Source organism: Streptomyces sp. NPDC002926, assembly GCF_053591755.1.
On record NZ_JBSFUK010000007.1, the window covers coordinates 101,900 to 125,532 of the forward strand.

At 70.3% G+C, this 23,633-nt stretch carries 24 protein-coding genes, 1 pseudogene and 1 riboswitch; of the genes and pseudogenes, 15 read left to right on the forward strand and 10 right to left on the reverse strand.

Translation table 11 applies throughout. The features are described 5' to 3' along the window. The first annotated feature begins 244 nt into the window (after positions 1-244). From ACWDZ6_RS15290 to otsB, 3 genes are all read left to right on the forward strand, one after another. On the forward strand, positions 245-1,468 hold the full coding sequence (locus ACWDZ6_RS15290; RefSeq protein ID WP_366730974.1) for an extracellular solute-binding protein: 1,224 nt from the start codon (positions 245-247) through the stop codon (positions 1,466-1,468). A 129-nt stretch (positions 1,469-1,597) separates the two neighbouring features. After that, positions 1,598-1,834 carry a DUF3263 domain-containing protein gene (locus ACWDZ6_RS15295; protein WP_451503210.1) on the forward strand — a complete coding sequence of 79 codons (237 nt, stop codon included), beginning with the start codon at positions 1,598-1,600 and terminating at the stop codon, positions 1,832-1,834. Positions 1,835-1,844: 10 nt separating this feature from the next. After that, positions 1,845-2,693 (forward strand): trehalose-phosphatase, encoded by an 849-nt coding sequence (gene otsB / locus ACWDZ6_RS15300; RefSeq protein ID WP_451503211.1) that lies wholly within the window; start codon positions 1,845-1,847, stop codon positions 2,691-2,693. Here the strand turns inward: otsB and ACWDZ6_RS15305 are convergent. From ACWDZ6_RS15305 to ACWDZ6_RS15315, 3 genes are all read right to left on the reverse strand, one after another. Further along, positions 2,670-4,079: an alpha,alpha-trehalose-phosphate synthase (UDP-forming) gene (locus ACWDZ6_RS15305; protein WP_451503212.1), complete on the reverse strand. Its 1,410-nt coding sequence runs from the start codon at positions 4,077-4,079 to the stop codon at positions 2,670-2,672. The two genes, otsB and ACWDZ6_RS15305, sit on opposite strands and share 24 nt — an antisense overlap. An 87-nt stretch (positions 4,080-4,166) precedes the next feature. Continuing rightward, complete coding sequence (locus ACWDZ6_RS15310; protein WP_451503213.1) at positions 4,167-4,346, reverse strand: hypothetical protein; 180 nt, start codon at positions 4,344-4,346, stop codon at positions 4,167-4,169. A gap of 113 nt (positions 4,347-4,459) precedes the next feature. After that, positions 4,460-5,398: a glucosyl-3-phosphoglycerate synthase gene (locus ACWDZ6_RS15315; RefSeq protein ID WP_451503306.1), complete on the reverse strand. Its 939-nt coding sequence runs from the start codon at positions 5,396-5,398 to the stop codon at positions 4,460-4,462. A 159-nt stretch (positions 5,399-5,557) separates the two neighbouring features. Further along, positions 5,558-5,685: riboswitch (SAM riboswitch) on the forward strand. A 17-nt stretch (positions 5,686-5,702) separates the two neighbouring features. Here ACWDZ6_RS15315 and thrC point away from each other — a divergent pair. The 4 genes from thrC to groL all read left to right on the forward strand — a co-directional run bounded on the left by thrC (position 5,703) and on the right by groL (position 9,972). Beyond that, the gene (thrC, locus tag ACWDZ6_RS15320) at positions 5,703-6,986 is read left to right on the forward strand and encodes a threonine synthase (RefSeq protein WP_451503214.1); all 1,284 of its coding nucleotides are present in this window, start codon (positions 5,703-5,705) and stop codon (positions 6,984-6,986) included. Positions 6,987-7,032: 46 nt separating this feature from the next. Beyond that, complete coding sequence (locus ACWDZ6_RS15325; protein ID WP_326650788.1) at positions 7,033-7,308, forward strand: MoaD/ThiS family protein; 276 nt, start codon at positions 7,033-7,035, stop codon at positions 7,306-7,308. A gap of 410 nt (positions 7,309-7,718) precedes the next feature. Beyond that, positions 7,719-7,922: a cold-shock protein gene (locus ACWDZ6_RS15330; RefSeq protein ID WP_005315736.1), complete on the forward strand. Its 204-nt coding sequence runs from the start codon at positions 7,719-7,721 to the stop codon at positions 7,920-7,922. A 427-nt stretch (positions 7,923-8,349) separates the two neighbouring features. Further along, entirely contained in the window at positions 8,350-9,972 is a 1,623-nt protein-coding gene (groL, locus tag ACWDZ6_RS15335; protein WP_326650787.1) for a chaperonin GroEL, read from the forward strand. Positions 9,973-10,093: 121 nt separating this feature from the next. Here groL and ACWDZ6_RS15340 read toward each other — a convergent pair whose 3' ends face one another. After that, on the reverse strand, positions 10,094-10,591 hold the full coding sequence (locus ACWDZ6_RS15340; RefSeq protein ID WP_451503215.1) for a peptidylprolyl isomerase: 498 nt from the start codon (positions 10,589-10,591) through the stop codon (positions 10,094-10,096). A gap of 108 nt (positions 10,592-10,699) precedes the next feature. Here ACWDZ6_RS15340 and ACWDZ6_RS15345 point away from each other — a divergent pair. Next, a pseudogene (locus ACWDZ6_RS15345) lies at positions 10,700-10,996 on the forward strand (ATP-binding cassette domain-containing protein); the annotation flags it as partial. Positions 10,997-11,091: 95 nt separating this feature from the next. Here ACWDZ6_RS15345 and ACWDZ6_RS15350 read toward each other — a convergent pair. The 3 genes from ACWDZ6_RS15350 to ACWDZ6_RS15360 form a co-directional block, all read right to left on the reverse strand. Continuing rightward, complete coding sequence (locus tag ACWDZ6_RS15350) at positions 11,092-12,618, reverse strand: PTS transporter subunit EIIC (RefSeq protein WP_451503216.1); 1,527 nt, start codon at positions 12,616-12,618, stop codon at positions 11,092-11,094. 59 nt (positions 12,619-12,677) lie between these two features. Next, positions 12,678-13,607, reverse strand: a complete 930-nt coding sequence (gene murQ / locus ACWDZ6_RS15355) for an N-acetylmuramic acid 6-phosphate etherase (RefSeq protein WP_451503217.1) — start codon at positions 13,605-13,607, stop codon at positions 12,678-12,680. A gap of 66 nt (positions 13,608-13,673) precedes the next feature. Further along, positions 13,674-14,597 (reverse strand): MurR/RpiR family transcriptional regulator, encoded by a 924-nt coding sequence (locus tag ACWDZ6_RS15360; RefSeq protein WP_451503218.1) that lies wholly within the window; start codon positions 14,595-14,597, stop codon positions 13,674-13,676. A 116-nt stretch (positions 14,598-14,713) separates the two neighbouring features. Between ACWDZ6_RS15360 and ACWDZ6_RS15365 the strand changes: the two genes are divergently transcribed. Together ACWDZ6_RS15365 and ACWDZ6_RS15370 are read left to right on the forward strand one after the other, a co-directional pair. Further along, positions 14,714-15,070, forward strand: coding sequence for a hypothetical protein (locus tag ACWDZ6_RS15365; RefSeq protein ID WP_451503219.1), 357 nt, complete (start codon positions 14,714-14,716; stop codon positions 15,068-15,070). Then, the gene (locus ACWDZ6_RS15370; protein WP_451503220.1) at positions 15,067-15,342 is read left to right on the forward strand and encodes a DUF4031 domain-containing protein; all 276 of its coding nucleotides are present in this window, start codon (positions 15,067-15,069) and stop codon (positions 15,340-15,342) included. The genes ACWDZ6_RS15365 and ACWDZ6_RS15370 overlap by 4 nt, the downstream gene beginning before the upstream one ends. Before the next feature lie 63 nt (positions 15,343-15,405). On the opposite strand, the gene ACWDZ6_RS15375 is transcribed toward ACWDZ6_RS15370, so the two are convergent. After that, positions 15,406-16,053, reverse strand: coding sequence for an HD domain-containing protein (locus tag ACWDZ6_RS15375; RefSeq protein ID WP_451503221.1), 648 nt, complete (start codon positions 16,051-16,053; stop codon positions 15,406-15,408). A gap of 215 nt (positions 16,054-16,268) precedes the next feature. On the opposite strand from ACWDZ6_RS15375, the gene ACWDZ6_RS15380 reads away from it, so the two are divergent. Both ACWDZ6_RS15380 and ACWDZ6_RS15385 read left to right on the forward strand, forming a co-directional pair. Next, complete coding sequence (locus ACWDZ6_RS15380) at positions 16,269-16,646, forward strand: DUF6479 family protein (RefSeq protein WP_451503222.1); 378 nt, start codon at positions 16,269-16,271, stop codon at positions 16,644-16,646. A gap of 198 nt (positions 16,647-16,844) precedes the next feature. Continuing rightward, positions 16,845-17,534: a copper homeostasis protein CutC gene (locus ACWDZ6_RS15385; RefSeq protein ID WP_366730845.1), complete on the forward strand. Its 690-nt coding sequence runs from the start codon at positions 16,845-16,847 to the stop codon at positions 17,532-17,534. A 123-nt stretch (positions 17,535-17,657) separates the two neighbouring features. Here ACWDZ6_RS15385 and ACWDZ6_RS15390 read toward each other — a convergent pair whose 3' ends face one another. Next, positions 17,658-19,775: a HelD family protein gene (locus tag ACWDZ6_RS15390; RefSeq protein WP_451503223.1), complete on the reverse strand. Its 2,118-nt coding sequence runs from the start codon at positions 19,773-19,775 to the stop codon at positions 17,658-17,660. A gap of 307 nt (positions 19,776-20,082) precedes the next feature. On the opposite strand from ACWDZ6_RS15390, the gene ACWDZ6_RS15395 reads away from it, so the two are divergent. The 3 genes from ACWDZ6_RS15395 to ACWDZ6_RS15405 are packed head-to-tail and all read left to right on the forward strand — an operon-like array spanning position 20,083 to position 21,988. Next, entirely contained in the window at positions 20,083-20,325 is a 243-nt protein-coding gene (locus ACWDZ6_RS15395; RefSeq protein WP_366730847.1) for a hypothetical protein, read from the forward strand. Between the two features lie 53 nt (positions 20,326-20,378). Beyond that, a complete protein-coding gene (locus ACWDZ6_RS15400) occupies positions 20,379-21,602 on the forward strand; it encodes a glycosyltransferase 87 family protein (protein ID WP_451503224.1) in 1,224 nt (407 codons plus the stop codon). Continuing rightward, positions 21,599-21,988, forward strand: coding sequence for a hypothetical protein (locus ACWDZ6_RS15405; RefSeq protein WP_451503225.1), 390 nt, complete (start codon positions 21,599-21,601; stop codon positions 21,986-21,988). Before ACWDZ6_RS15400 ends, ACWDZ6_RS15405 begins: the two co-directional genes overlap by 4 nt. On the opposite strand, the gene ACWDZ6_RS15410 is transcribed toward ACWDZ6_RS15405, so the two are convergent. Beyond that, on the reverse strand, positions 21,985-23,628 hold the full coding sequence (locus tag ACWDZ6_RS15410) for a DNA repair helicase XPB (RefSeq protein ID WP_451503226.1): 1,644 nt from the start codon (positions 23,626-23,628) through the stop codon (positions 21,985-21,987). The genes ACWDZ6_RS15405 and ACWDZ6_RS15410 overlap by 4 nt on opposite strands. Between the last annotated feature and the right edge of the window lie 5 nt (positions 23,629-23,633).

The following is a 23,633-nucleotide window of genomic DNA, read 5'->3' on the forward strand; positions in this document are numbered from 1 at the left end:
CGTGACGTGCTTAGCAGGCCGTGGCGTACCCGGGCAATGCCCCTCAGCCGTGAGCCAGACGTTGCAGAAGTGATATCCAGTGGAGTAGACCTCATCCCCCGTATGGGGGAAAATCGCTGCTCATCTCAGAAGACGTCGCGGGGGAGCCGTCTGGGACAAGACGGGGCAACCAACGGCAGAGGGTGGGGGAAGAGCTGTGCAGCAGCGCTTCTTGGGTCTGGCCGCGGCAGTAGCCGCACTGGGTATGACGGTGACGCTCGCGGGCTGTGGCAGCTCCAGCGGTTCCGGAGACGTGACGCTCAAGCTGGTCGCGGCCGATTACGACGTGGCCGGCGGCCAGAGCAGCAAGAAGTACTGGGCGGACCTCGCCGCCGCGTTCGAGTCCAAGAACCCCGGTATCAAGATCGACGTCCAGATCGAGTCCTGGAACGACGTCGACCGCAAGGTCGCCGAGATGGTCAAGGCCGGAACGGCCCCCGACGTCGCGCAGATCGGCGCGTACGCCGACTACGCCGCGGCCGACAAGCTCTACAGCGCCGACCAGTTGCTCTCCGTACCCGTGCAGTCCAACTTCCTCCGCCCGCTCGTCGACGCCGGCGAGCACAAGCACGTCCAGTACGGTCTGCCGTTCGTCGCCTCCACCCGGCTGCTCTTCTTCAACAAGAAGCTCTTCGAAAAGGCCGGCATCCGGGAGGACCCGAAGACCTGGGACGACCTCAGGGCCGACGCGGTCAAGCTGAAGGCCAACACGGACGCGAAGTACCCCTTCGCGCTGCCGCTCGGTCCGGAAGAGGCCCAGGCCGAGACCATGATGTGGCTGCTCAGCGGCGGCGACGGCTACACCGACACGGTCGGCAATTACGCGATCGACTCCCCGCAGAACGTCAGCACCTTCACCTGGCTGAAGGACAACCTGGTCGACAAGAAGCTCACCGGCCCGGTCGCGCCCTCCAAGCTGAACCGCAAGGAGGCGTTCGCCGCCTTCACCCGCGGTGAGGTCGGCATGCTCAACGGCCACCCCTCGCTGATGCAGGCCGCCGAGAAGGCGGGCGTCGATGTCGGCAAGGTGGCGCTGCCCGGCAGGAACGGCAAGGCCAAATCGGCGATGGGCGTCGCCGACTGGATCATGGGCTTCAAGCAGAACGGCCACCGGGCCGAGGTCGGCAAGTTCCTGGACTTCGTCTTCAGCGACAAGAACGTCCTCGACTTCGCCGGCCAGAACGGCCTGCTGCCCGCGACGGTCACCGCGTCCGAGACGATGGAGAAGGACCCGAAGCACCTGGCGCTGAGGGAATTCCTCCAGGAGCTCCCCACCTCGGTGCTTCCGCCGGTCGGCAAGACGTCATGGGCCGCGGTCAGCGAGAACATCAAGGGGAACATCGGCAAGGCCGTCGAGCCGGGCGGCAGACCGGCGACCGTCCTCGGCCGGATAGGCCGCGCGGCCACCGCGGCGGAGCGGGCCGAGTAGCCGAAAGGTTCCGGCAACCGGGCAACCCGGGGCAACCGGGCAACGGGGCAACCGGGCAACGGGGCAACCGGGCAGCCGAGTGCGCGGTAGCCGGGCAGCGGGCCTCGTCGCACGGATAGGTTGGATCGTATGACCGACGACGAGGTGCTCTCCGAGCGGGACCGTGCGGTACTGGCCATGGAGCACCAGTCCTGGCCGGGCCCCGGCGCGAAGGAGCGGGCCATCCGCGAGCGGCTCGGCATCTCCCCGGTCCGCTACTACCAGCTCCTCAACGCTCTTCTCGACGACGAGCGGGCCCTGGCACACGACCCCGTGACCGTGAACCGTTTGCGTCGCGTCAGAGACGCCCGGCGAAGTCGCCGATAGGGTCGGGGGCATGGGCGACTCTCCGCACGCGCACCCCTTGCCGACGCCGTCGACGCCTGCCGGCCGGGAGGGTCTGGCCGCGATCCTGGCCAGGCCGGAGAAGGCCGTCATCGCTCTGGACTTCGACGGCACCCTCGCCGAGATCGTGCCCGACCCCGAGCAGGCCAGGGCCCACCCGGGCGCGGTCCCCGCGCTCGCCGCCCTCGCCCCGCGGGTGCTGTCCGTCGCCGTGATCACCGGCCGCCCCGCAGGTGTCGCCGTGCGGCACGGCGGCTTCGCCGGGGTTCCCGGCCTCGACCATCTCGTCGTCCTCGGTCACTACGGCGCCGAGCGCTGGGACGCCGTCAGCGGCACCGTCCGCACGCCCGCCCCGCACCCCGGCGTCGCTGCCGCCCGCGCCGAGCTCCCCGGACTGCTCGAAAGCGTCGGCGCCTGGCAGGGCACCTGGATCGAGGAGAAGGGCCAGGCGGTCGCCGTGCACACCCGCCGTGCGACCGATCCGCAGGCGGCCTTCGAGGCCCTGCGTGAACCGCTCACCCAGCTCGCCACCCGCCACGGTCTGATCGTGGAGCCGGGCCGTATGGTCCTGGAGCTGCGCCCGCCCGGCGTGGACAAGGGCGTGGCGCTTGCGGAGTACGTACGTGAAGTGGACGCCGGTTCCGTGCTCTACGCCGGCGACGACCTCGGCGATCTGCCGGCCTTCGCCGCGGTGGAGAAGCGCCGCTCGGACGGCGTTCCCGGGCTGCTGGTGTGCAGTGGCAGCGCGGAGGTCACGGAGCTCGCGGAACGGGCCGATCTGCTGCTGCCGGGCCCGGCGGCGGTGGTCGGGTTCCTGTCAGACCTCGCGCAGCGCCTGTAGCTGGTCCAGGAACCACTTCTGCGGCGGCAGCGCGGTTGCCGCCGCGGCCAGCCGCTCGGTGCGCCGGAGCCGTTCGTTGTCCGGCATCGTCAGCGCCTCGTGGAGCGCGTCGGCGGTACCGGTCACGTCGTACGGGTTCACCACCAGCGCGTCCTCACCCAGATCCTCGTACGCTCCCGCCTCCCGGGACAGCACCAGCGCGCAGCCGTTGTCCGAGACGACCGGGATCTCCTTGGCGACGAGGTTCATGCCGTCCCGGATCGGGTTGACCAGGGCCACATCGGCCAGCCGGTACGCGGCCAGGGAGCGTGCGAAGTCGTCCTTCACATGGAGGACGACCGGGGTCCATGTCGGTGTCCCGTAGTCGGAGTTGATCCCGTCGGCGAGGCGCTGGACCTCCGCCGTGTAGTCGCGGTACACCGCCAGGTCCTGCCGGGACGGGTAGGCGAAGGCGACATGGACGACCCGCTCCCGCCACTCGGGCCGGGACGCCAGCAGCTGCCGGTAGGCGAGCAGGCCGCGCACGATGTTCTTGGACAGCTCGGTGCGGTCCACCCGGACGATCGTCTTCCGGGGTGCCGACGGGGTGCCGCCGATCTCTTCGCGCAGCGCCACCAGCCGCTCCGCCACATCCGGCCGGTGCGCGCGCTCCCGCAGGAAGTCCGCATCCGCGCCGAGCCCGTGCACCCCGATCCGGGTGCCCGCCAGGGAGTCCGGGCCCAGCAGCTCCGTGCAGCACGCCGTGAACGCGTCCGCCCACCGCCGGGTCAGGAAACAGGTCCGGTCCGCGCCGAGCAGACCGCGCAGCAGCTGCTCGCCGATGTCGTCGGGCAGCATCCGGAAGTAGTCGACGGGCGCCCACGGCGTGTGCGAGAAGTGCCCGATCCGCAGATCCGGCCGCAGCTCGCGGAGCATCCCGGGCACCAGCGCCAGGTGGTAGTCCTGCACCAGGACCGCCGCACCGGGAGCCGCGTGCGCGGCGAGCGCGTCCGCGAAGGCCCGGTTGTAGGTCTCGTACGAGGCCCACTGGCGGCGGAACTCGGCGTCGAAGACCGGTTCCACTGGCGTCTGGTACAGCAGATGGTGGACGAACCAGAGCACGGAGTTCGCGATGCCGTTGTACGCGTCGGAGTGGACGGCCGGGTCGATGTCGAGCATCAGCACCCCGGCCTCGCCGACTCCGCGTCGCACCGCCTCCCGGTCGCCGTCGCCCAGCGCCGCGCACACCCACAGGGCGTCCGCCTCGGAGCCGATGGCGGAGAGACCGGAGACCAGCCCGCCGCCGCCGCGCCTGGCGTCGAGCGAGCCGTCCTCGCGCAGCGTGTACGAGACCGGGCCGCGGTTCGACGCGACGAGGACCTGGGCGGCAGCGTGCTCGGAGACCATGTGGCGAAACCTAGCCCGTCCCACAAACCCTCAAACGTGCGTACGGCCGAGCAGCAGGTCAGCGGGTCGGTGATTCACGTCAGCAGATCAGTGATCGCGGCGTCCGCGGGTGGCGGCGACGGCGATCACGCCGGCCGCGGTCAGGCTCAGCGCCAGACCGCCGAGGAGCCACAGCCGCTCGGAGTCGTGGTCGCTCCGGTGCGCCGGGGCGACGGTGTCGGCCACGGCCTGTCCCTGGACGACCGCACCGGTCAGAACGGTGGCCATGACCGCCAGGGCCCCGAGGAGCCGGGACAGCCTGGCACTGCGGCGCGGAGCGCCCCTACTGCGTCTGAAGCCCATAAGTGGGAAATGTAGACAAATTGTTCGGCCGGTGGTGGTTATGCTGCGCGACGCGCCGCGTACTCACCGATCTCGCGCATCGGCGGCCGCTCCTCCGTGTCCACCGGATACGTGCGCGGTTCGAAACCGTCCTCGCCGCGCTCGAACTGCGTGAGTGCCGGCCGCACCAAGTGGCCCCGGGACAAACGCAGTTGAGCCGTACGGTAGATCGCGGCGGCCATCCGGCCCAGTGCCTGCCCGTCCTGGTGCCGGTGTTTGCGCGAGCCGACGTCCACCTGTGCCAGCGCGTCGAGACCCACCGTGTGCAGCGCGTCCACGAGCAGGCCCAGCTCCACTCCGTAACCGACGGGGAAGGGGAGCCGCTCGAGGAGGGAGCGCCGCGCCGCGTACTCACCGCCGAGCGGCTGGACCACCCCGGCCAGCTGCGGCCAGTGCAGATTGAGCAGCGGACGCGCCACCAGCTCGGTGACCCGGCCGCCCTGACCTGCCGCATCGCCGAGCGGCCGGTCGTACATCGCCTTGACGAGCTGCACCTCGGGGTCGGTCAGCAGCGGCCCCACGATCCCGGAGACGAAGTCCGCGGAGAAGTCCCTGAGGTCCGCGTCGATGAAGCAGACGATGTCGCCGCTCGTCACCATCAGTGACCGCCACAGCACCTCACCCTTGCCGGGGACCGCCGGTATCCGCGGCAGGATCGCGTCGCGGTGCACCACCCGCGCCCCGGCCGCCGCGGCCACCTCCGCCGTCCGGTCGCTCGAGCCGGAGTCGATGACGACCAGCTCGTCGACGAGCGGCACCTTCTCCATCAGCTCGCGCCGGATCACGGTGACGATCTGGCCGACCGTCGCCTCCTCGTCGAGCGCGGGCAGGACGACACTGACCGTCGTACCGCGCTTGGCGGCCATCAGGCGGCCGAGCGGGCGGTCGGCCGCCGACCAGGAACGCCGGCTCAGCCAGCGCTCCACCTCTTCCAGCACGTTCGTTGCTCCCGGGTTGCCACGCCGCGGCAGCGGCAGGATCATGATCTTCATCTCGCGGTTCGGACGACTATCTCAACCGTCCGGGCCTTCGGTTACAGTCTTGAACAACGCGGATGACCGTCGCATGCCGGGGTCATCACGCTGACAATCGAATACCGCTCATCCAGAGGGGCAGAGGGAACGGCCCGTTGAAGCCCCGGCAACCATCCCGCCGACCGCGAGGTCACGGTGGGGAAGGTGCCAATTCCGTCTCGTGGCGAAGTCCGTCACGGGGAAGATGAGGAGAAAGGGCCTCGCCTCCATGGCTGTTCAGACTGTCACAAGCACCACTCCCGTAAACCTCGGTCCCGCCGCGGCGCTCTCGTGCCGCGAGTGCGGAGAGCGTTTCGACCTCGGCCCGATCTTCGCCTGCGCGCTGTGTTTCGGGCCGCTCGAAGTCGCGTACGACCTGCCGAGCGGCGACCCGGACGCGCTGAAGAAGCGGATCGAGGCGGGTCCCAACAACATCTGGCGGTACGCCCCGCTGCTGCCCGTCCCCGCGGACGTGGCCGAGAAGCCGAATATCAACCCCGGCTTCACCAAGCTCGTCAAGGCTGACAATCTCGCCCGTGAGCTGGGCGTCACCGGTGGCCTGTTCATCAAGGACGACTCCGGCAACCCGACGCACTCCTTCAAGGACCGTGTCGTCGCGATCGCCGTCGAGGCCGCGCGCGCCTTCGGCTTCACGACTCTTTCCTGCTCCTCCACCGGCAACCTCGCGGGCGCCGTCGGTGCGGCCGCCGCCCGGGCCGGCTTCCGGTCCTGCGTGTTCATCCCGCACGACCTGGAGCAGGGCAAGGTCGTCATGGCCGCGGTGTACGGCGGCGAGCTGGTCGGCATCGAGGGCAACTACGACGACGTCAACCGCTTCTGCTCGGAGCTCATCGGCGATCCGCTGGGCGAGGGCTGGGGCTTTGTCAACGTCAACCTCCGCCCGTACTACGGCGAGGGCTCGAAGACGCTGGCGTACGAGATCTGCGAGCAGCTCGGCTGGCAGCTGCCCGACCAGATCGTGATCCCGATCGCCTCGGGCTCGCAGCTCACCAAGATCGACAAGGGTCTGCAGGAGCTGATCAAGCTCGGTCTGGTCGAGGACAAGCCGTACAAGATCTTCGGCGCCCAGGCGGAGGGCTGCTCGCCGGTGTCGACGGCCTTCAAGGCCGGGCACGACGTCGTACGCCCGCAGAAGCCGGACACCATCGCCAAGTCTCTGGCCATCGGCAACCCGGCCGACGGCCCGTACGTGCTGGACATCGCGCGCCGCACGGGTGGCGCGGTGGAGGACGTGACCGACGGGCAGATCGTCGACGCGATCAAGCTGCTGGCCCGTACCGAGGGCATCTTCGCGGAGACCGCGGGTGGCGTGACCGTGGGTGTGACGCGGAAGCTGATCGAGGCGGGTGTGCTCGACCCGGCGCTCACCACGGTGGTCCTCAACACCGGCGACGGGCTCAAGACGCTGGACGCGGTGGCGCCGACCACCGGCCCGACCGCGACGATCCGCCCCAGCCTGGACGCGTTCCGCAACGCCGGCCTGGCCGGCTGACCACCCGGGCTTCCCGAACTCCCGAGACTCCAGGAAGGCACGCACCATGAGCGTCAACGTCCGCATCCCCACCATTCTCCGTACGTACACGGGCGGCCAGGCCGAGGTCCCGGCTGAGGGCGCGACCCTTTCCGAGGTCATCGCCGACCTGGAGAAGAACCACACGGGTATCGCCGCCCGCGTCCTGGACGACCAGGGCAAGCTGCGCCGGTTCGTGAACGTGTACGTGAATGACGACGACGTTCGTTTCGAGCAGGGGCTCGAGACCGTCACGCCGGACGGTGCCGGGGTTTCGATCATTCCCGCCGTCGCCGGCGGCTGAGCTTACCCAGCGTTACAGAATTGCCCCCTCCGCAAGAGAAGCGGAGGGGGCAATTCTCTATGGTTGAGCGCGGTACAGTTGGGGAAGGCCCCTCCGCTGCTTGTGCCGACCGCATATGAGAATGCGCCCGGGCGCGACAAGAAGCAGCCAATGTGTTCCCTCGAATTGCCGCATAGGCGTTATTTGCCGGGCCCGACTTGCCCCGGAATACTTTGAATCCTGGTCAATTATCCGTTCGGTCGTGCTCAGAATTCTCGTCCGACTGACCTGTTGCAGAGGGCAGTTGGGCAGATACATTCAGCCGCGGTCGACGCGTTCCGGCGCACACCCTCTCCTGTCGGAGGGTGGAGGTCTGACCCGGGTCCGCGAAGTGCGGTCCTGCGCAAGGGCCAGTAATAGGGGAGTTAGGCATGGCTCAGGGCACCGTCAAGTGGTTCAACGCGGAGAAGGGGTACGGCTTCATCGCGGTCGACGGTGGTGCGGATGTTTTCGTCCACTACAGCGCGATCCAGATGGACGGGTACCGCACCCTTGAAGAGGGTCAGCGAGTTGAATTCGAGATCTCGCAGGGCCAGAAGGGTCCGCAGGCGGACATGGTCAAGCTCGCCGTCTGATCTCGGCGCGATCGGCCACCGACGCACGCACTCACGGCGAGGGGCCCGCATCCCACCAGGGATGCGGGCCCCTCGTGCGTCTGCTCTCGGTTCGGTCTCGTGTGTCCGCTCGCGGTTCGGCCTCGTGTGTCCGCTCGCGGTTCGGCCTCGTGCTTCCGCGGTTCGGCCCCATGCGTTCCCTCGTGCGTCTCCCGCCGTCGGTTCGTGGCCGGTTCGGGGGGTTTCGATCCGCGAGAGTCGCTTGCACTCTCCTAGGGCGAGTGCTAATCATTGGCGTTAGCACTCTGACAGTGAGAGTGACAACGAGGACCGGGTTGGTGAGGTCCGCAGGCCGGGTGGGGCAAGGAACCACAAGGCAGGCAGACCGTCCGTCGCGGGCGCCAGCGCGGTCCGGAGAATCCACCCCAGTCCGGGAGGACCACTTCACATGGCCAAGATCATCGCGTTCGACGAGGAGGCACGGCGCGGTCTCGAGCGCGGGATGAACCAGCTCGCCGACGCCGTCAAGGTCACCCTTGGCCCCAAGGGCCGTAACGTCGTCCTCGAGAAGAAGTGGGGCGCCCCCACGATCACCAACGATGGTGTATCCATCGCCAAGGAGATCGAGCTCGAGGACCCGTACGAGAAGATCGGCGCCGAGCTGGTCAAGGAAGTCGCCAAGAAGACGGACGACGTCGCCGGTGACGGTACGACCACCGCGACCGTCCTCGCCCAGGCACTGGTCCGCGAGGGCCTGCGCAACGTGGCCGCCGGCGCCAACCCGATGGCCCTCAAGCGTGGCATCGAGAAGGCCGTCGAGGCCGTCTCCGGTGCGCTGCTCGAGCAGGCCAAGGACGTGGAGACCAAGGAGCAGATCGCTTCTACGGCCTCCATCTCCGCCGCCGACACCCAGATCGGCGAGCTCATCGCCGAGGCTATGGACAAGGTCGGCAAGGAAGGCGTCATCACCGTCGAGGAGTCCCAGACCTTCGGTCTGGAGCTTGAGCTCACCGAAGGTATGCGCTTCGACAAGGGCTACATCTCGGCGTACTTCGCCACCGACATGGAGCGTATGGAGTCGTCGCTCGACGACCCGTACATCCTCATCGTCAACTCGAAGATCAGCTCGGTCAAGGACCTGCTGCCGCTCCTCGAGAAGGTCATGCAGTCCGGCAAGCCGCTGCTGATCATCGCCGAGGACGTCGAGGGCGAGGCCCTGTCGACCCTGGTCGTCAACAAGATCCGTGGCACCTTCAAGTCCGTTGCCGTCAAGGCCCCGGGCTTCGGTGACCGCCGCAAGGCGATGCTGAACGACATCGCCATCCTCACCGGCGGCACGGTCATCTCCGAGGAGGTCGGCCTCAAGCTCGAGAACGCGAGCCTGGACCTGCTCGGCCGCGCCCGCAAGGTCGTTGTCACCAAGGACGAGACGACGATCGTCGACGGTGCCGGTGAGAGCGAGCAGGTTGCCGGTCGCGTCAACCAGATCCGTGCCGAGATCGAGAACTCCGACTCGGACTACGACCGCGAGAAGCTCCAGGAGCGCCTCGCGAAGCTGGCCGGCGGCGTGGCCGTCATCAAGGCCGGCGCCGCGACCGAGGTCGAGCTCAAGGAGCGCAAGCACCGCATCGAGGACGCGGTGCGCAACGCCAAGGCCGCCGTCGAGGAGGGCATCGTCGCCGGTGGTGGCGTGGCTCTGCTCCAGGCGACTTCGGTCTTCGAGAAGCTCGACCTCGAGGGTGACGAGGCGACCGGCGCCAACGCCGTGAAGCTCGCGCTCGAGGCTCCGCTCAAGCAGATCGCCGTCAACGGTGGTCTCGAGGGTGGCGTCGTCGTCGAGAAGGTGCGCAACCTGGCCGTCGGCCACGGTCTGAACGCCGCGACCGGCGAGTACGTCGACATGATCGCCGAGGGCATCATCGACCCCGCGAAGGTGACCCGCTCTGCTCTGCAGAACGCCGCCTCCATCGCGGCGCTGTTCCTCACCACCGAGGCCGTCATCGCCGACAAGCCCGAGAAGGCCGGTGCCCCCGCGGGCGGCGGCATGCCGGGTGGTGACATGGACTTCTGAGCCTCGGCTCGGTAAGCCCGGTTACGCGACCGAAGGCGGCATCCCTGACAGGGGTGCCGCCTTCGGGCGTTTCAGCGCGTGGTCACACGGCGACCTCTCGGCCGCTCAGGTCCCGCAGACGTCAGGCGACGCCGGAGCCCGAGATGGTGATCTTGGCCTTGGTGCGGCCGCTCTGCGAGCCGTAGCTCTCGATCTTCTTGACCAGGGCCATGCCGGCCTCGTCGGCGACCTCGCCGAACACGACGTGCTTGCCGTCCAGCCACGGCGTCAGCACGGTGGTGATGAAGAACTGGGAGCCGTTGCTGTTCGGCCCGGCGTTGGCCATCGAGAGCAGGCCCGGCTTGTTGTGCGTGAGCTTGAAGTTCTCGTCGGCGAACTTCTCGCCGTAGATGCTCTTGCCGCCGGTGCCGTCACCGCGGGTGAAGTCGCCGCCCTGCAGCATGAAGTCGGGGATGACCCGGTGGAACGAGGACCCCTCGTACCCGAAGCCCTTCTCGCCGGTGGCGAGCGCGCGGAAGTTCTCCGCCGTCTTGGGCACGACGTCGTCGTACAGGTTGAAGTTGATCCGCCCGGCGGGGGCGTCATTGATGGTGATGTCGAAGTAGACCTTGGTCGTCATAGGGCCATCCTGACATCCCCGGCAGGCGGGGGCACGACGGGCGCCCCGGTCCCCGCGTCGGTGGGCGAGCGATGGCATGGGTGTCCGAGTGCCCGAGGTGCCGAACCGGGGGAGCGGCACGGGCATCTGCCCGGGGAGCTGTCCGGCGGGCAGCGGCAGCGCGTGGCGATCGCGCGTGCGCTGGTCGAGCGGCCCGCGGTGCTGCTGGCCGACGAACCCACCGGGAATCTCGACGAGTCGATGCGCGACGAGATCATGGATCTGCTGGAGGGGCTGTGCGAGGGGCACACCCTGGCCTTCGTGATGGTCACGCACGACTCGGCGCCGGCGCGCAGGGCTCCTCGGCCGACCGTCATCAGCAAGGGACGGGTGACGATCAAGGAGCAGGCGGCGGGGGCGGCGTAGGCCGGGCCGGGGCTCCGCCCCGGACCCCGCTCCTCGATCGCCGGACGCGCGTGATTGTCCGGCGATCGAGGACACGCCCGAAGGGCGCACGGGCATCAGGGCGTGGCCGACGCGGGCTCCTTCGGCGGGGCGGGGGAGCCCGAGGCCACCGGGGACACGGACTCCTCCGGAGCCACGTTCAGCTCCTGGAGCATCGGGCCGGTGAAGCCGAACCAGTACGTGGCCAGGAAACCCACGACGTAACCGACCAGCAGGCCGGCCGCGTAGACCCCGATCGTCTCGCCCGGGCCCTTGTTGCCGTCGAGCAGCGGGAACAGCGCCCAGCCCGAGGGGCCGATCGCCGTGGAGCCGACCTTGTCGCCCAGCATGTTGAACAGCCCTACGAAGCCGCCGCCGAACGCGCCGCCGACGCAGGCCGTGACGAACGGGCGGCCCAGCGGGAGCGAGACGCCGTAGATCAGCGGCTCGCCGACGCCCAGAAAGCCCGCCGGGAGCGCGGACCTGATGGTGCTGCGGATCGAGGTGTTGCGGGGCAGCCGGAGGTAGACCGCGGCCGCCGCGCCGACCTGGCCGGCCCCCGCCATCGCGAGGATCGGGAGCAGGACCGTATAACTCTGCTGCTCGATGAGTGTGGTGTGGATCGGGATCAGCGCCTGGTGCAGGCCCAGCATCACCAGCGGCAGGAAGAGACCGCCGAGGACGAAGCCCGCGGCCGCGCCGCCGCCTGCCAGCAGCCGGTTCGCGAAGTCGCCGATGGCGGTGGAGATCTCACCGGCCACGAACATCACGCCGAAGAGGGTCACCAGGCCGGAGACGAGGACGGTGAGGGCCGGGGTGACCAGGACGTCCAGGGCCTCCGGCACCCAGCGGCGGCACCACTTCTCCACGTACACCGCGAGCAGCGCCGCGCCGAGCGCGCCCAGGACGCCGCCCTGTCCCGGGGAGAGGTGGACACCGAAAGCGGTGATCTTCGCGACGCCGGGGAAGACGATGATCGCGGCGACCGCGCCGCCCAGGATCGGCGTACCGCCGAACTCCTTCGCGGTGTTGTAGCCGACGAAGACCGCGATGAGCGACATGAAGCCGGAGGCGATCGCGGCGATCGCGGGCACCACGGCCGGGGCCCAGCCGAGATTGGTCAGCAGACCGTTGAGTCCGGCGATGATTCCGCAGCCGATGAGGGCCGGGATCAGCGGGACGAAGATGTTCGCGATACGGCGCAGGAAGAGTTTGAAGGGCGTCGAATTCCGCGCCTTCCGGGCCGCCTTGATGGCGGCGCCCCGATCGGCGAGGTCACCGGCGGTCCTGGGGGCCGCTGCCACGAGCGCCTCGAACTGCGGGGTGACCCGGGCGACCGTGCCCGGCCCGAGCACGATCTGGTACGTGTCGTCCTCGACCACGCCCATGACCGCGGGAAGTGCCTTCAGGGCCTCTTCCTGTACGAGGGAGGGGTCGCGCAGGCCGAGGCGGAGGCGGGTCATGCAGTGCGCGACGGTGGTGATGTTCCGGGCGCCGCCGACCAGGGGGAGGATGGCGGCGGCGATGGCGCTGTTCTTGTCCGGGGAGCCCGGGGAGCCCGGGGCGTCGGGGGAGGCGGGGGAGTCCGGGGCGTCTGTTGCCATGGTGCGGAGTGCCTTGCTGTGGGGGGACGTTCGTGCTGCGGGGGATGTTCGGTCGGTGGTTACGGGCGGGCGGACTGCAGTGCCGCGCGCAGATGGCCCCTGCTCTCCGTCAGGAGCCGTGCGGCGGTGGGGCCGTCGACCGATCCGAGGATGGTGAGGATGGCGTTCTTCACCTCACCGTCGGTCGCGGCGAGGGCGGCCTCGATCTCCTCGTCCGACGCGCCGGTGGCGAGCGCGACGATCCGGCGCGAGCGGGCGCGCAGTTTCTCGTTGGAGGCGCGGACGTCCACCATCAGATTCCCGTACGTCTTGCCGAGCCGGATCATCGTGATCGTCGAGATCATGTTGAGGACCAGCTTCTGCGCCGTACCGGCCTTCAACCGGGTGGAGCCGGTGAGCAGTTCGGGGCCGACGACCACCTCGATGCCGTGGTCGGCGGCCGCGCCGAGTGCGCTGTCCGCGTTGCAGGACAGGCCGATGGTGAGCGCTCCGAGGGATCGGGCGTGCTCGACCGCGCCGATCGCGTACGGAGTACGGCCGGAGGCGGAGATCCCGACCACGGTGTCGTCGGCGGTCAGCTTCAGCGCGTCCAGGTCGGCGGCGGCCAGCTCCTTGCTGTCCTCGGCCCCCTCGACCGCCTTGACCATGGCGGACGGGCCGCCCGCGATCAGGCCCAGGACCTCGGCCGGGTCGGTGTTGAAGGTGGGCGGGCACTCGCTCGCGTCCAGTACGCCGAGGCGTCCGGCCGTGCCGGCGCCCGCGTAGACCAGCCGGCCGCCGCGGGACATCCGCCCGGCGGTGTCGTCGATCGCGGCGGCGATCCGCGGCAGCTGCGCGGCGACGGCGGCGGGGACGGTCTCGTCCTCGCTGTTCATGATCCTGGCGATCTCGAGGGTGGGGAGCTGGTCGATGTCGGCGAGCTCGGGCCGGAAAGCCTCGGTGGTGAGGGTGGCCAGCTCGGCGCGGAGTTCACCGTAGGAGAAGGTCATGAAGCGCGGCTCTGCTTTCTCGGTCCGTGGGGGGCGGGTTCGGGCTGCTCGGCGGGGACGAGGTGCTCAGCGGGTGCGGGTGCGGGGGCTGTGCCGGTGGGCGAGCGCCTCGTACGAAGCGGCCAGAGCGGGGGCAGCTGTCTCGTACGTGCGCTGCGCCACGCCTATGAACAGGCAGTCCACGACGAGGAGTTGGCTGGTGCGGGACGACATGGCGGCCGGCCGCAGCTCGCTCTCGCGGGCGGTGGAGGTGGTCAGCACATGGTCGGCGTACTGCGACACGGGACCGTCCGGGCGGCCGGTGATCGCGACCGTCGTCGCACCGCGGTCGAAAGCGACGCGCAGCGGCTCGATGACGTCGCCGGTGGAGCCGGAGTGGGTGATGGCGATGGCGACATCTCCGGAGCGCAGCTGCACGGCGTTGGTGACGGCGAGGTGCGGATCGGTGTGGGCGTGCGCGATCAGGCCGATGCGCAGCAGCTTCTGGGCCAGGTCCATGCCGACGAGGGAGGACGCGCCGGCGCCGTAGATGTCTATACGCCGGGCGGTTGCGGCGGCGGTCACGGCGGCGCCCAGCTGTACGGTGTCGAGCCCTGCGGCCGTGTCGGCGAGGGTCTGCTGCTCGTCGTACGCGAGCTTGGCGACGACATCCGCGATGGGGTCGTCGACGGCGATGTCGGCCGTGACGGCGGGCGCGCGGCCGGACTGCTGGTGGGCGGCGAGCCCGGCGAGGGCGAGCCGCAGGTCGCGGTAGCCGGGATAGCCGAGGAGCCGGGCGGTGCGGACCACCGTGGCCTCGCTGGTGCCGGTGAGCTCGGCGAGGCCGGTGACCGTGAGGGCCGCGCAGCCGGCGGGGTCGTCGGCGACGGCTTCGGCGACCCGCTGCATGGAGCGGGTCATGGACGGCGCGAGGGTCCGGACCTTGGCCGCGAGTGCGGCAGGGGCGGGCGGAGCGTCGCCGCTGAAAATTTCCTTCACTGGATTGGTCACCCTTGAAAGATATTTTCGGTGTTCGTTCATCGTCAACCCCCCTTGGCCCGGCGGGGACCGGCGGCCGGGAGCGGACCGCCGGCCGTCGCCGCAACGGGTGGGGTGACAATGGCTTCATGGACGACGCGAACCCTCTCGAGCAGGCACTGCACGCGGCGCGGGCGCTGGTCCTCGCCGACCTGGCCGCGCGGGATGTGGCCGACGCCGGGGTCGTCTCGCTGGTCGAGGACGCGGTGACGCACCGCCGTTGGTGGGTCGAACAGTGGCCGGAGGGCATCGAGTACATCGCGGGCCTGGTGGCTCAGGACGTCCAGGACGCGCTGCTCGAACGGTACGGCAGATGGCCGCTCTGCCCGGTCTGCGACGTCGGCGACCCGCACGCGCTGGACGTCGAACCGGAGCTCGGCCCGGATCCGCACTGGGTCTGCGCCAAGGCGGGCGTCGTGGTGGCGCCGGTCGGTGGCCTCTCGTGACGGTGTACATCGACCCGCCGACCTGGCCGGGCCACGGCCGGCTGTGGTCGCACCTGGTCAGCGACGTGTCGTACGAGGAACTGCACGCGTTCGCGGCATCGGTCGGCTGCCCGCCGCGGGCCTTCGAGCGGGACCACTACGACGTGCCGTCGCACCGGTATGCCGATGCGGTGCGGGCGGGCGCGGTGGAGGTGTCCAGCCGCGAGGTGGTCGTGCTGCTGACGAAGGCGGGGCTGCGCAGACGCAAGGTTGCCCGGCCCCGGCAGGGCTGATGACCGGGCCGGGCACTCCCGGCCACCGTGCGCTCCCGGCCACCGTGCCCTCTCCCGCGCGGGTCAGGACGCCAGCAGCTTGAGCTCTGTCGCCAGGTTGTGCCGCGCACGCGCCTCCCACTCCCGCTCCCCGTACGGCGTGCGGAACAGTCGCGGCAGGCCGAGCAGCTGGCGCAGCACCGCCGCGCGGCCCTCGCGGAAGGGCTCGTCCGGGACAAAGGCGTACTCCTCCCGTACCGCCGCGCTGTACGCGGCGTACGGCTCCGGACCCGACGCCAGGATGGCCAGATCCGCGTCGCACAGGACCTGGCCGTTGGCGTCGGACTCCTCGGCGGCGTGGGTGACGGTGAGGCGGACCAGGCGGGCGACCTCGGCGGTGGCGGCGGGGGTCAACCCTGCCTCGGGGAGGGCGCGTTCCGCCAGGCGGGCGGAGCGTTCCTCGTTTTCGGAGCGGTCCGGGAGGTAGACCGCGTCGTGGAACCAGGCCGCGAGGCGGACCAGGTCCGGATCCGCGGCGTGCTCCTCCAGTACGTCGATGTGGTTCAGCACCGCCGCCAGGTGATCGACCGTGTGATAGCGGCGCTGCGGCTCCGACCAGCGGGTGAGCAGGTCGTCGGCGTACGGCAGCGGGTCCGGTGCGCTCGCGCCGTGGCGGGCGGCGATGAGGGTCTTGGTCCAGCGTGCGCGCAGGTCCACGGAGTTGTCGGTCATGGGGCGACTCTAGAACGCCCCGATCCGCTGCGGCGCGCCCGCCCCGACGAGCATTTCGCCCTCCTTGCCCGCTGTCCCGGCCGGACGGCGGGCACGGCACCGCCGCTCCTGGAGCGAACGACGAGGAGCTGGGTCTTCTTCGGCTGAAGTGGTGGTGAGGGGCGATAATGGGGGAAAGGGTATGCGTGCCATTCCGGTCCGCGGAGGCAGACATCATGAGCGTCCTGACGTTCGCCCAGAACAGCCCGGTTTCCGACATCGCGGTCGCTGAGCAGCTGAAGGGAGCCGCTCCCTTCATCTTCGGAATCTTCCTCATCGCGCTCCTGGCGGGCGCCATGTGGTGGGACGGCAGACGACGGGAGCAGCAGGTCCCGCCGCGCCCCGAGGAGCAGCCGAAGCGGCCCGATCACCCGGCGCACATCGAAGAGGTCCGCGAGCCGGACGAGGACGACTTTCCGCATGACGGCGGGCGGCTCCTCCCGTACAACCTGAAGACCCACAGCACGCACAGCCCGAGCAGGAAGCCCGAGGCCGCGCCTCCGCCCGGGGAGGACAGCGGCGGCGCGCCCGGAAGCGGCGGCCCGGGCGGCTGAGCCTTGAAGTACCTCCTGGCGGGTATCCGGTCCGGGGTCCTGTCTGTCCCCCGTCCGGATACGACGCACGTGGTGATCCTGTGCGAAAGCCCCGCGCGGAAGCCCGGTACGGCTGCGTTCGTCATACATGCGCATTAGGCTGCGTATTGGACTAGACCTGTATGGGCCGTAGCCGTCTGCCTGGAGGAATGGGGTTCCATGAGTAACCGTGCAGTCCTGGAGGTGATCGCTCTCGACGCCGAGGACGCGGTCGCCGCCCAGTCCGGAGGGGCCGACAGGCTCGAGCTCGTCACCGACATGGCGGCGGACGGGCTGACCCCGACCCGGGAGACATACGCCCGGATCCGCGAGGCCGTCGACATCCCGCTGCGCGTGATGCTGCGCCTCGCCGACGGGTTCGCGGCGGGTGACGTCGACGCGCTGGTACGTGCCGCACGGGAGCTGCGCGTCGAGGGCGCCGACGAGTTCGTGCTCGGGTTCCTGGAGGAGGACGGCACGCCCGACCTCGTCACGGTCGAGCGGCTCGTCGCCGAACTGGACGGCTGCCGGTGGACGTTCCACCGGGCGATCGACCGGTCGGCGGACCGCGACGCCCTGCGCAAGCAGCTCGCGGACCTGCCCGGCCTGGACACCTACTTGACGGCGGGGTCGGCTGCCGGAGTCGACGAAGGCCTGCCGACCCTGCTGGCGGAGGCGGCGCGGCGCGGAGAGCCGGCGTACGAACCGCAGATCCTGGTCGGCGGTGGACTGCGCCTGGACCATGTGCCGGTGCTGCGGTCGGCGGGCGTGGACGCGTTCCATATCGGCGGCGCCGCCCGGCCGGGCGGCTGGTCGGCCCCGGTGGCTGCGCCGGCGGTGCGGGAGTGGCGGGAGGCGCTGGACGCGTAGCGCGGGGCTCAGCCCCCGCTCCTCGACCGCCGGACAGGGACTGAACAACACCCCGTCCGGCGGTCGAGGGTACGCCCGACAGGCGTCCGGGGGCGCGCCGGACAAGGCCGGGGTGGCCCCGCCCTAGCTGCCGAGCTGCGCGGGCAGCGGGGCGGCGTGCAGCACGGTCAGGCCCGACACGGCCCGGGTCAGGGCCACATACAGCCGGCGCAGGCCGGTCCGCTCGTCGGGCTCGCCGTCGACGACCGCGGCGGGCTCGTCCAGTACCACGTAGTCGTATTCCAGGCCCTTGGCGAGCGACGCCGGGACCAGGGTGAGGCGGGACTCGGCGGTCGTCTCGTCGCCGGGTGACAGATACGCGTGGCCGGCCGCCGTCAGGGCCTCGGCCAGCGCCGGGATGCGGGCATCCGCGGCGATCAGGCCGATCGAGCCCTCCTGGCGCAGAGAGTCGGCACAGGCCCTCACCACCGCCGGGTCCAGGCCGGCGACGTCCGTCACCTTCCGTACCTCCAGCGAGCCCGGCGACTCACGGACCGACCGGACCTCCGCCAGGCCCGGTGAGATGTGCGGCAGCAGCCGGGAGGCGTACGCGATCACCTCGCGCGGCACCCGGAAACCGGCTGTCAGCTCCTCCACCACCGCGTCCGCCTTGCCCAGATGCCCGAGCGCGTCGGCCCAACTCGCCGTCGCCCAGGGCGTGGTGCCCTGTGCCAGATCGCCGAGCACCGTCGCCGAGCCCGTCGTGCAGCGCCGGCCCACCGCGCGGTACTGCATCGGGGACAGATCCTGCGCCTCGTCCAGCACGACATGGCCGAGCGAGTGCGTGCGCTGCACCAGATCGTTCGCCTCGTCGATCAGCACGGCATCCGCGGAAGACCATGCGGCGGCCCGCACGCTGCGCGCCGGCTTCGCCCACAGCACCGTCTTCTGCTCGTCGGCAGTCAGCAGCCCCTCCGCGTGCTCGGCCAGGAACTCCGCGTCGGACAGCAGCCGCAGCACCAGCTTCGCCGGGTCGACCGGCGGCCACACCGCCTTCACCGCCGCCTTCACCGCGGGATTGCGCGCCACCGCGTCCTGCACCCGGTCGTCCGGCGCCTCGCCGGCCTGTTCCATCCGGACCAGGACCGCATGCGCGAGCCGCTGCGGAAGAGCCTCGCGCGCCGCGCCGTAGCGGATGTCGCGGTCGAGCAACTCCCGCACGATCTCCTGGAGTTCGTACGCGGGCACCCGCCACCGCCGCGAGCCGCGCACCACCATCAGCGGCTCGGCCGGCATGGTCACATGGGCGCGGACCGCCCGGCTCAGCACCTGAGCCATCCGGGCATCGCCCTTGATGACCGCCGCGTCCGCCGTATCCGTGCCGCGTACCTCCACATGGGCCACCAGGTCGTCGACCGTCGACTGTTTGACCTCCAACTCTCCCAGCGCGGGCAGCACTTGCTCGATGTAGTGGAGGAAGGAACGGTTCGGTCCGATGACCAGCGTCCCGGTCCGCGCCAGCCGCTCCCGGTGCGCGTACAGCAGATACGCCACCCGGTGCAGGCCCACCGCCGTCTTTCCGGTGCCCGGACCGCCCTGGACACACACCGTGCCGCCGAGCCCGGACCGTACGATCTCGTCCTGCTCCGGCTGGATCGTGGCGACGATGTCCCGCATCGGGCCGACGCGCGGGCGCTCGATCTCGGCCTGGAGCAGCTTGCTCGTCCGATGCCCGCCGGCCGAGCCGGAAAACGTCTCGGTGGCCGGGTCGGACAGATGCTCGTCCTCGTACGCCGTGAGGTCGCCGCCCGTGTAGCCGAAGCGCCGCCGCAGGCCGACGTCCAGCGGGTCCTTCTTCGACGCCCGGTAGAACGGCTGCGAGACGGGCGCGCGCCAGTCGATGACCATCGGATCACCGTCCGCGTCGTGGACATGGCGGCGGCCGATGTAGAAGCGCTCTCCCGCCGCACCCTCCGCCTGTTCCGCGCCGACCGTACGCAGATAGTCCAGCCGGCCGAAGAAGAGCGGCGTGTGGGAGAAGTCGGCGAGCGCTTTGATGCGCTCCTCGATCTGCGCCCCCAGGACGGCGGCGTTGACCCAGTTCGCGGTGACATCGCGGATATCGAGTGCCTGGACGTCCTCGCGCATCGCGCGCAGCGCGGCACGCGAATCGGCGAGATGGGCGCGCTCGCGTCCGAGCGGGTCGGCGGAGTCGGGGTCTGCGGAGCTGGGGTCGGCGGGTTCAGGGACGTGCGCGGGCACGGGTTGCCTCCGGCGGCTACGGCGTGGATCAGGATCACGGCATGGATCCCGGCACGGGGCACGGCAGGGATCACGGCATGGCGGACCGGCCGGTTTCCGTCCGGGCGGCGGCGCTCCCCAGGGGAGGCGGGCAAGACGGGCGATTGTAGTCAGAGCGCGGATCGCGGGCGAATGGTTTTTCACCGGGGAGGAGCCGCCGCCGTCCTCCCCGTAGGGGATGACGTATGCCTGGAGTCGTACGCGAGCGGTCTCACGGTTCGGTCCGTGGTCCGATGCGAGGAGCAGGCCCGGAAACCATCATGGAGACATGAGTACTGCAACCTTTACCCCAGGCCACGTCCCCCACCCCGGTCACGGCGCCACGGCCACCGGCGCCGCCCCCCACTCCCCGCACCATGTCGGCAACGCGCTCCGCGCGGTCAAGGTCTTCGCCGGCGCCGTCTTCAGCGTCGCCGTCCTCGGTGAGTACGCCGAGGAGGCCGGAGTCCGCCCGCCGCTGAGGAGCTCCGACCGACCTGATCCACCTGTCCGGCCTGCTCAATCTGCTTGACCTGCCCGGCCCGCTCGACCTGCTCCAGCTGATCCACTAGTAGGGTCGCGGCCGTGAAGTACCGGAACGTGACCCCTCGTTTACTCACCGCAGTATCCGTCGGCGCACTGGCGCTCTCGCTCGCCGCGCTCATCGCGCTCTGCGTCGCCCAGCGCATCCCCGTGGCCGACACCCTCGTGTACCGGGTCGAGGGGGCAGCCGTCGCCAACGGCGCCGATCTTTACGGATTCACCGCCACGGAGTGGCCACTGCCCGCCACCTCTCCGCCCTTCGCCGCGATCCTCTTCGTGCCGACCACCTGGCTGCCCGTCCCGGCGCTCAAGGTGGTCTTCGTCGCCGGGAACGCGATTCTGCTCGCCCTGCTTGTGCGCCTCTCCTGCCGGTTCGCCGGGCTCCCGGCGCGGACCCCGCTGGTCATTTCCGCGATCGCCGCAGGCCTCTGGCTCGAACCGGTCTTCCAGACCCTCCTCGTCGGGCAGCTGAACCTCGCACTCGTCTGCCTGGTGCTGTGGGATCTGTCGCGGGACGAGGAAGCCATCGGCAAGGGCTTCGCGCTCGGCGTCGCGGCCGGAGTGAAGCCGACGGCAGCCGTGTTCATCGTCCATCTCCTGATCACCGGCCGGGTACGGGCAGGGCTCACCGCCCTGGCCTCCTTCACCGGTACGGTGCTGCTGGGCGCACTCGTACTCCCGCACGCCAGCGCCGAATTCTGGACCCGGCGCATCTTCGGGACCGGCCGGGCAGGCCACGCCTGGACGGTCGAGAACCAGTCGCTGCAAGGCCTGTTCGCCCGGGTGCTGCACACCTCGGAGCCGGGCGCGGCCTGGGTGCTCGCCGTCGCGCTCACCGCGGTCGCAGGCCTGTGGACCGCCCGCAGAGCCGCCCCGGAGTGGGGTGTCCTGGTCGCCGCCACGACCGCGCTGCTCGTCTCGCCGGTCAGCCCGTCGCATCACTGGGTGTGGTGCGTACCGCTGCTGGCGGTACTGATCGCGGAGGGCCGGACCCGTACCGCGGCGGTGGTGGCCGCGGTCCTCGTGGTCCGCACGCTCCGGCTGGTCCCGCACAGCGACAGCCTGGACCTCCAACTGCCTTGGTGGCAACAGCCGTTGGCGTCGCCCTATCCGCTCCTTGGACTGGCGCTGCTGGCCTTCGCGGGCTGGCGGACCGCGCCCGCCCTCACTCTCCCCGGGCCCCGCGGTGAGTACCCGCGCACGGACGATCTGAGTACGTCACCGGAGGTGCCGGCCGGACGCCCGGAGGTTGACTGTCGTCCATGACCAACCGCACCGGGACGACCCCCGGCCTCTGGCTCCCCGGCGCTCTGCCGCCGGCGCGCGACCCGCGCACACACGACGGCAAGGCCGTCGTGGTGCGGATCGTCGCGGGCGTCCTCCTCGTCCCCCTGCTGATGATCGACATGTTCTTCGTCGGGCTCTCGCCGATGGCCACCGACAGCTGCGGCCCCGACCACTGCTCGGACGCGCTCAACCAGTCGCTCATCGCCGCACCCGTCTTCTGGCTCGCCGCGGTGGTCATGCTGCTGGTGACATGGGGGCTGCCCGCGCGTCCCCGCTTCCGGGCGGCGCGCGGCTGGCTGGCGGTTGGCTCCGGAGTCAGCGGGCTCGCGACGATCGCCATCCTCGCGAACCTCCCGACCGGCTAGTCGTTCGCCAGCAGCTCGTCCGCGTCCACGATCCGGTACGCGTACCCCTGCTCCGCCAGGAACCGCTGCCGGTGCGCCGCGAAGTCCTGGTCGATCGTGTCCCGCGCCACCACCGAGTAGAAGTGGGCCTGGTGGCCGTCCGCCTTCGGGCGGAGTACCCGGCCGAGACGCTGGGCCTCCTCCTGCCGGGAGCCGAAGGTGCCCGACACCTGGATGGCGACGGTCGCCTCCGGCAGGTCGATCGAGAAGTTCGCGACCTTGGAGACGACCAGCACGGAGATCTCGCCCTGCCGGAACGCCTCGAAGAGCTTCTCGCGCTGGGCGTTGGACGTCTCGCCCTTGATGACCGGTGCGTCCAGATGCTCGCCCAGCTCGTCGAGCTGGTCGATGTACTGGCCGATGACAAGGATCTGCTGGCCCGCGAACCTCCGTACCAGCGCCTCGGTCACCTTGCGCTTGGTCTCGGTCGTCGCGCAGTAGCGGTACTTCTCCTCCGTCTCGGCGGTCGCGTACGCGAGCCGCTCGGCGTCGGTGAGATTGACCCTTACCTCCACACAGTCCGCGGGCGCGATGTAGCCCTGCGCCTCGATCTCCTTCCAGGGCGCGTCGAAACGCTTCGGCCCGATGAGCGAGAAGACGTCCGACTCGCGGCCGTCCTCGCGTACGAGCGTCGCGGTCAGCCCGAGCCGACGCCTGGCCTGCAGATCCGCCGTGAACTTGAAGACCGGCGCGGGCAGCAGATGCACCTCGTCGTAGATGACCAGGCCCCAGTCGCGGGAGTCGAAGAGCTCCAGATGGGGATAGATCCCCTTCCGCTTCGTCGTCAGCACCTGGTACGTGGCGATCGTGACCGGGCGGATCTCCTTGCGCGTACCGCTGTACTCGCCGATCTCGTCCTCGGTCAGCGAGGTGCGCTTCACCAGTTCGTGCTTCCACTGCCGAGCCGAGACGGTGTTCGTCACCAGGATCAGCGTCGTCGCCTTCGCCTGCGCCATCGCACCGGCTCCGACCAGCGTCTTTCCGGCGCCGCAGGGCAGTACGACGACACCCGAGCCGCCGTGCCAGAAGCCCTCGACGGCCTGCTTCTGGTAGGGGCGCAGCCCCCAGCCCGTCTCGTCCAGATCGATACTGTGAGCCTCGCCGTCGACGTAACCGGCGAGGTCCTCGGCAGGCCAGCCCAGCTTCAGCAGCGTCTGCTTGATCTGGCCGCGCTCGGAGGGATGCACGGCGACCGAGTCCGGGTCGATCCGGGCCCCGACCAGCGGCTGGACCTTCCTGGACCGCAGGATCTCTTCGAGCACCGGGCGGTCGGTGGTGGTCAGCACGAGCCCGTGGACGGGGTGTTTGGAGAGGGTGAGCCGGCCGTAGCGGGCCATCGTCTCGGCGACATCGACGAGGAGGGCGTGCGGGACGGGGTAGCGGGAGTACGCCACGAGCGCGTCGACGACCTGCTCGGCGTCGTGCCCGGCGGCGCGGGCGTTCCACAGGCCGAGCGGGGTGACCCGGTAGGTGTGGATGTGCTCGGGGGCACGCTCCAGTTCCGCGAAGGGCGCGATGGCACGCCGACAGGCGTCCGCCTGCTCGTGGTCCACCTCGAGGAGGAGGGTTTTGTCGCTCTGGACGATGAGGGGTCCGTTCACACCTG

Coding starts and splice junctions, on each gene's coding strand:
- ACWDZ6_RS15290 (WP_366730974.1), top strand. CDS start 245: ATGACGGTGACGCTCGCGGGCTGTGGCAGCTCCAGCGGTTCCGGAGAC.
- ACWDZ6_RS15295 (WP_451503210.1), top strand. CDS start 1,598: ATGACCGACGACGAGGTGCTCTCCGAGCGGGACCGTGCGGTACTGGCC.
- otsB (WP_451503211.1), top strand. CDS start 1,845: ATGGGCGACTCTCCGCACGCGCACCCCTTGCCGACGCCGTCGACGCCT.
- ACWDZ6_RS15305 (WP_451503212.1), bottom strand. CDS start 4,079: ATGGTCTCCGAGCACGCTGCCGCCCAGGTCCTCGTCGCGTCGAACCGC.
- ACWDZ6_RS15310 (WP_451503213.1), bottom strand. CDS start 4,346: ATGGCCACCGTTCTGACCGGTGCGGTCGTCCAGGGACAGGCCGTGGCC.
- thrC (WP_451503214.1), top strand. CDS start 5,703: ATGGCTGTTCAGACTGTCACAAGCACCACTCCCGTAAACCTCGGTCCC.
- ACWDZ6_RS15325 (WP_326650788.1), top strand. CDS start 7,033: ATGAGCGTCAACGTCCGCATCCCCACCATTCTCCGTACGTACACGGGC.
- ACWDZ6_RS15330 (WP_005315736.1), top strand. CDS start 7,719: ATGGCTCAGGGCACCGTCAAGTGGTTCAACGCGGAGAAGGGGTACGGC.
- groL (WP_326650787.1), top strand. CDS start 8,350: ATGGCCAAGATCATCGCGTTCGACGAGGAGGCACGGCGCGGTCTCGAG.
- ACWDZ6_RS15340 (WP_451503215.1), bottom strand. CDS start 10,591: ATGACGACCAAGGTCTACTTCGACATCACCATCAATGACGCCCCCGCC.
- ACWDZ6_RS15350 (WP_451503216.1), bottom strand. CDS start 12,618: ATGGCAACAGACGCCCCGGACTCCCCCGCCTCCCCCGACGCCCCGGGC.
- murQ (WP_451503217.1), bottom strand. CDS start 13,607: ATGACCTTCTCCTACGGTGAACTCCGCGCCGAGCTGGCCACCCTCACC.
- ACWDZ6_RS15365 (WP_451503219.1), top strand. CDS start 14,714: ATGGACGACGCGAACCCTCTCGAGCAGGCACTGCACGCGGCGCGGGCG.
- ACWDZ6_RS15375 (WP_451503221.1), bottom strand. CDS start 16,053: ATGACCGACAACTCCGTGGACCTGCGCGCACGCTGGACCAAGACCCTC.
- ACWDZ6_RS15380 (WP_451503222.1), top strand. CDS start 16,269: ATGAGCGTCCTGACGTTCGCCCAGAACAGCCCGGTTTCCGACATCGCG.
- ACWDZ6_RS15385 (WP_366730845.1), top strand. CDS start 16,845: ATGAGTAACCGTGCAGTCCTGGAGGTGATCGCTCTCGACGCCGAGGAC.
- ACWDZ6_RS15395 (WP_366730847.1), top strand. CDS start 20,083: ATGAGTACTGCAACCTTTACCCCAGGCCACGTCCCCCACCCCGGTCAC.
- ACWDZ6_RS15405 (WP_451503225.1), top strand. CDS start 21,599: ATGACCAACCGCACCGGGACGACCCCCGGCCTCTGGCTCCCCGGCGCT.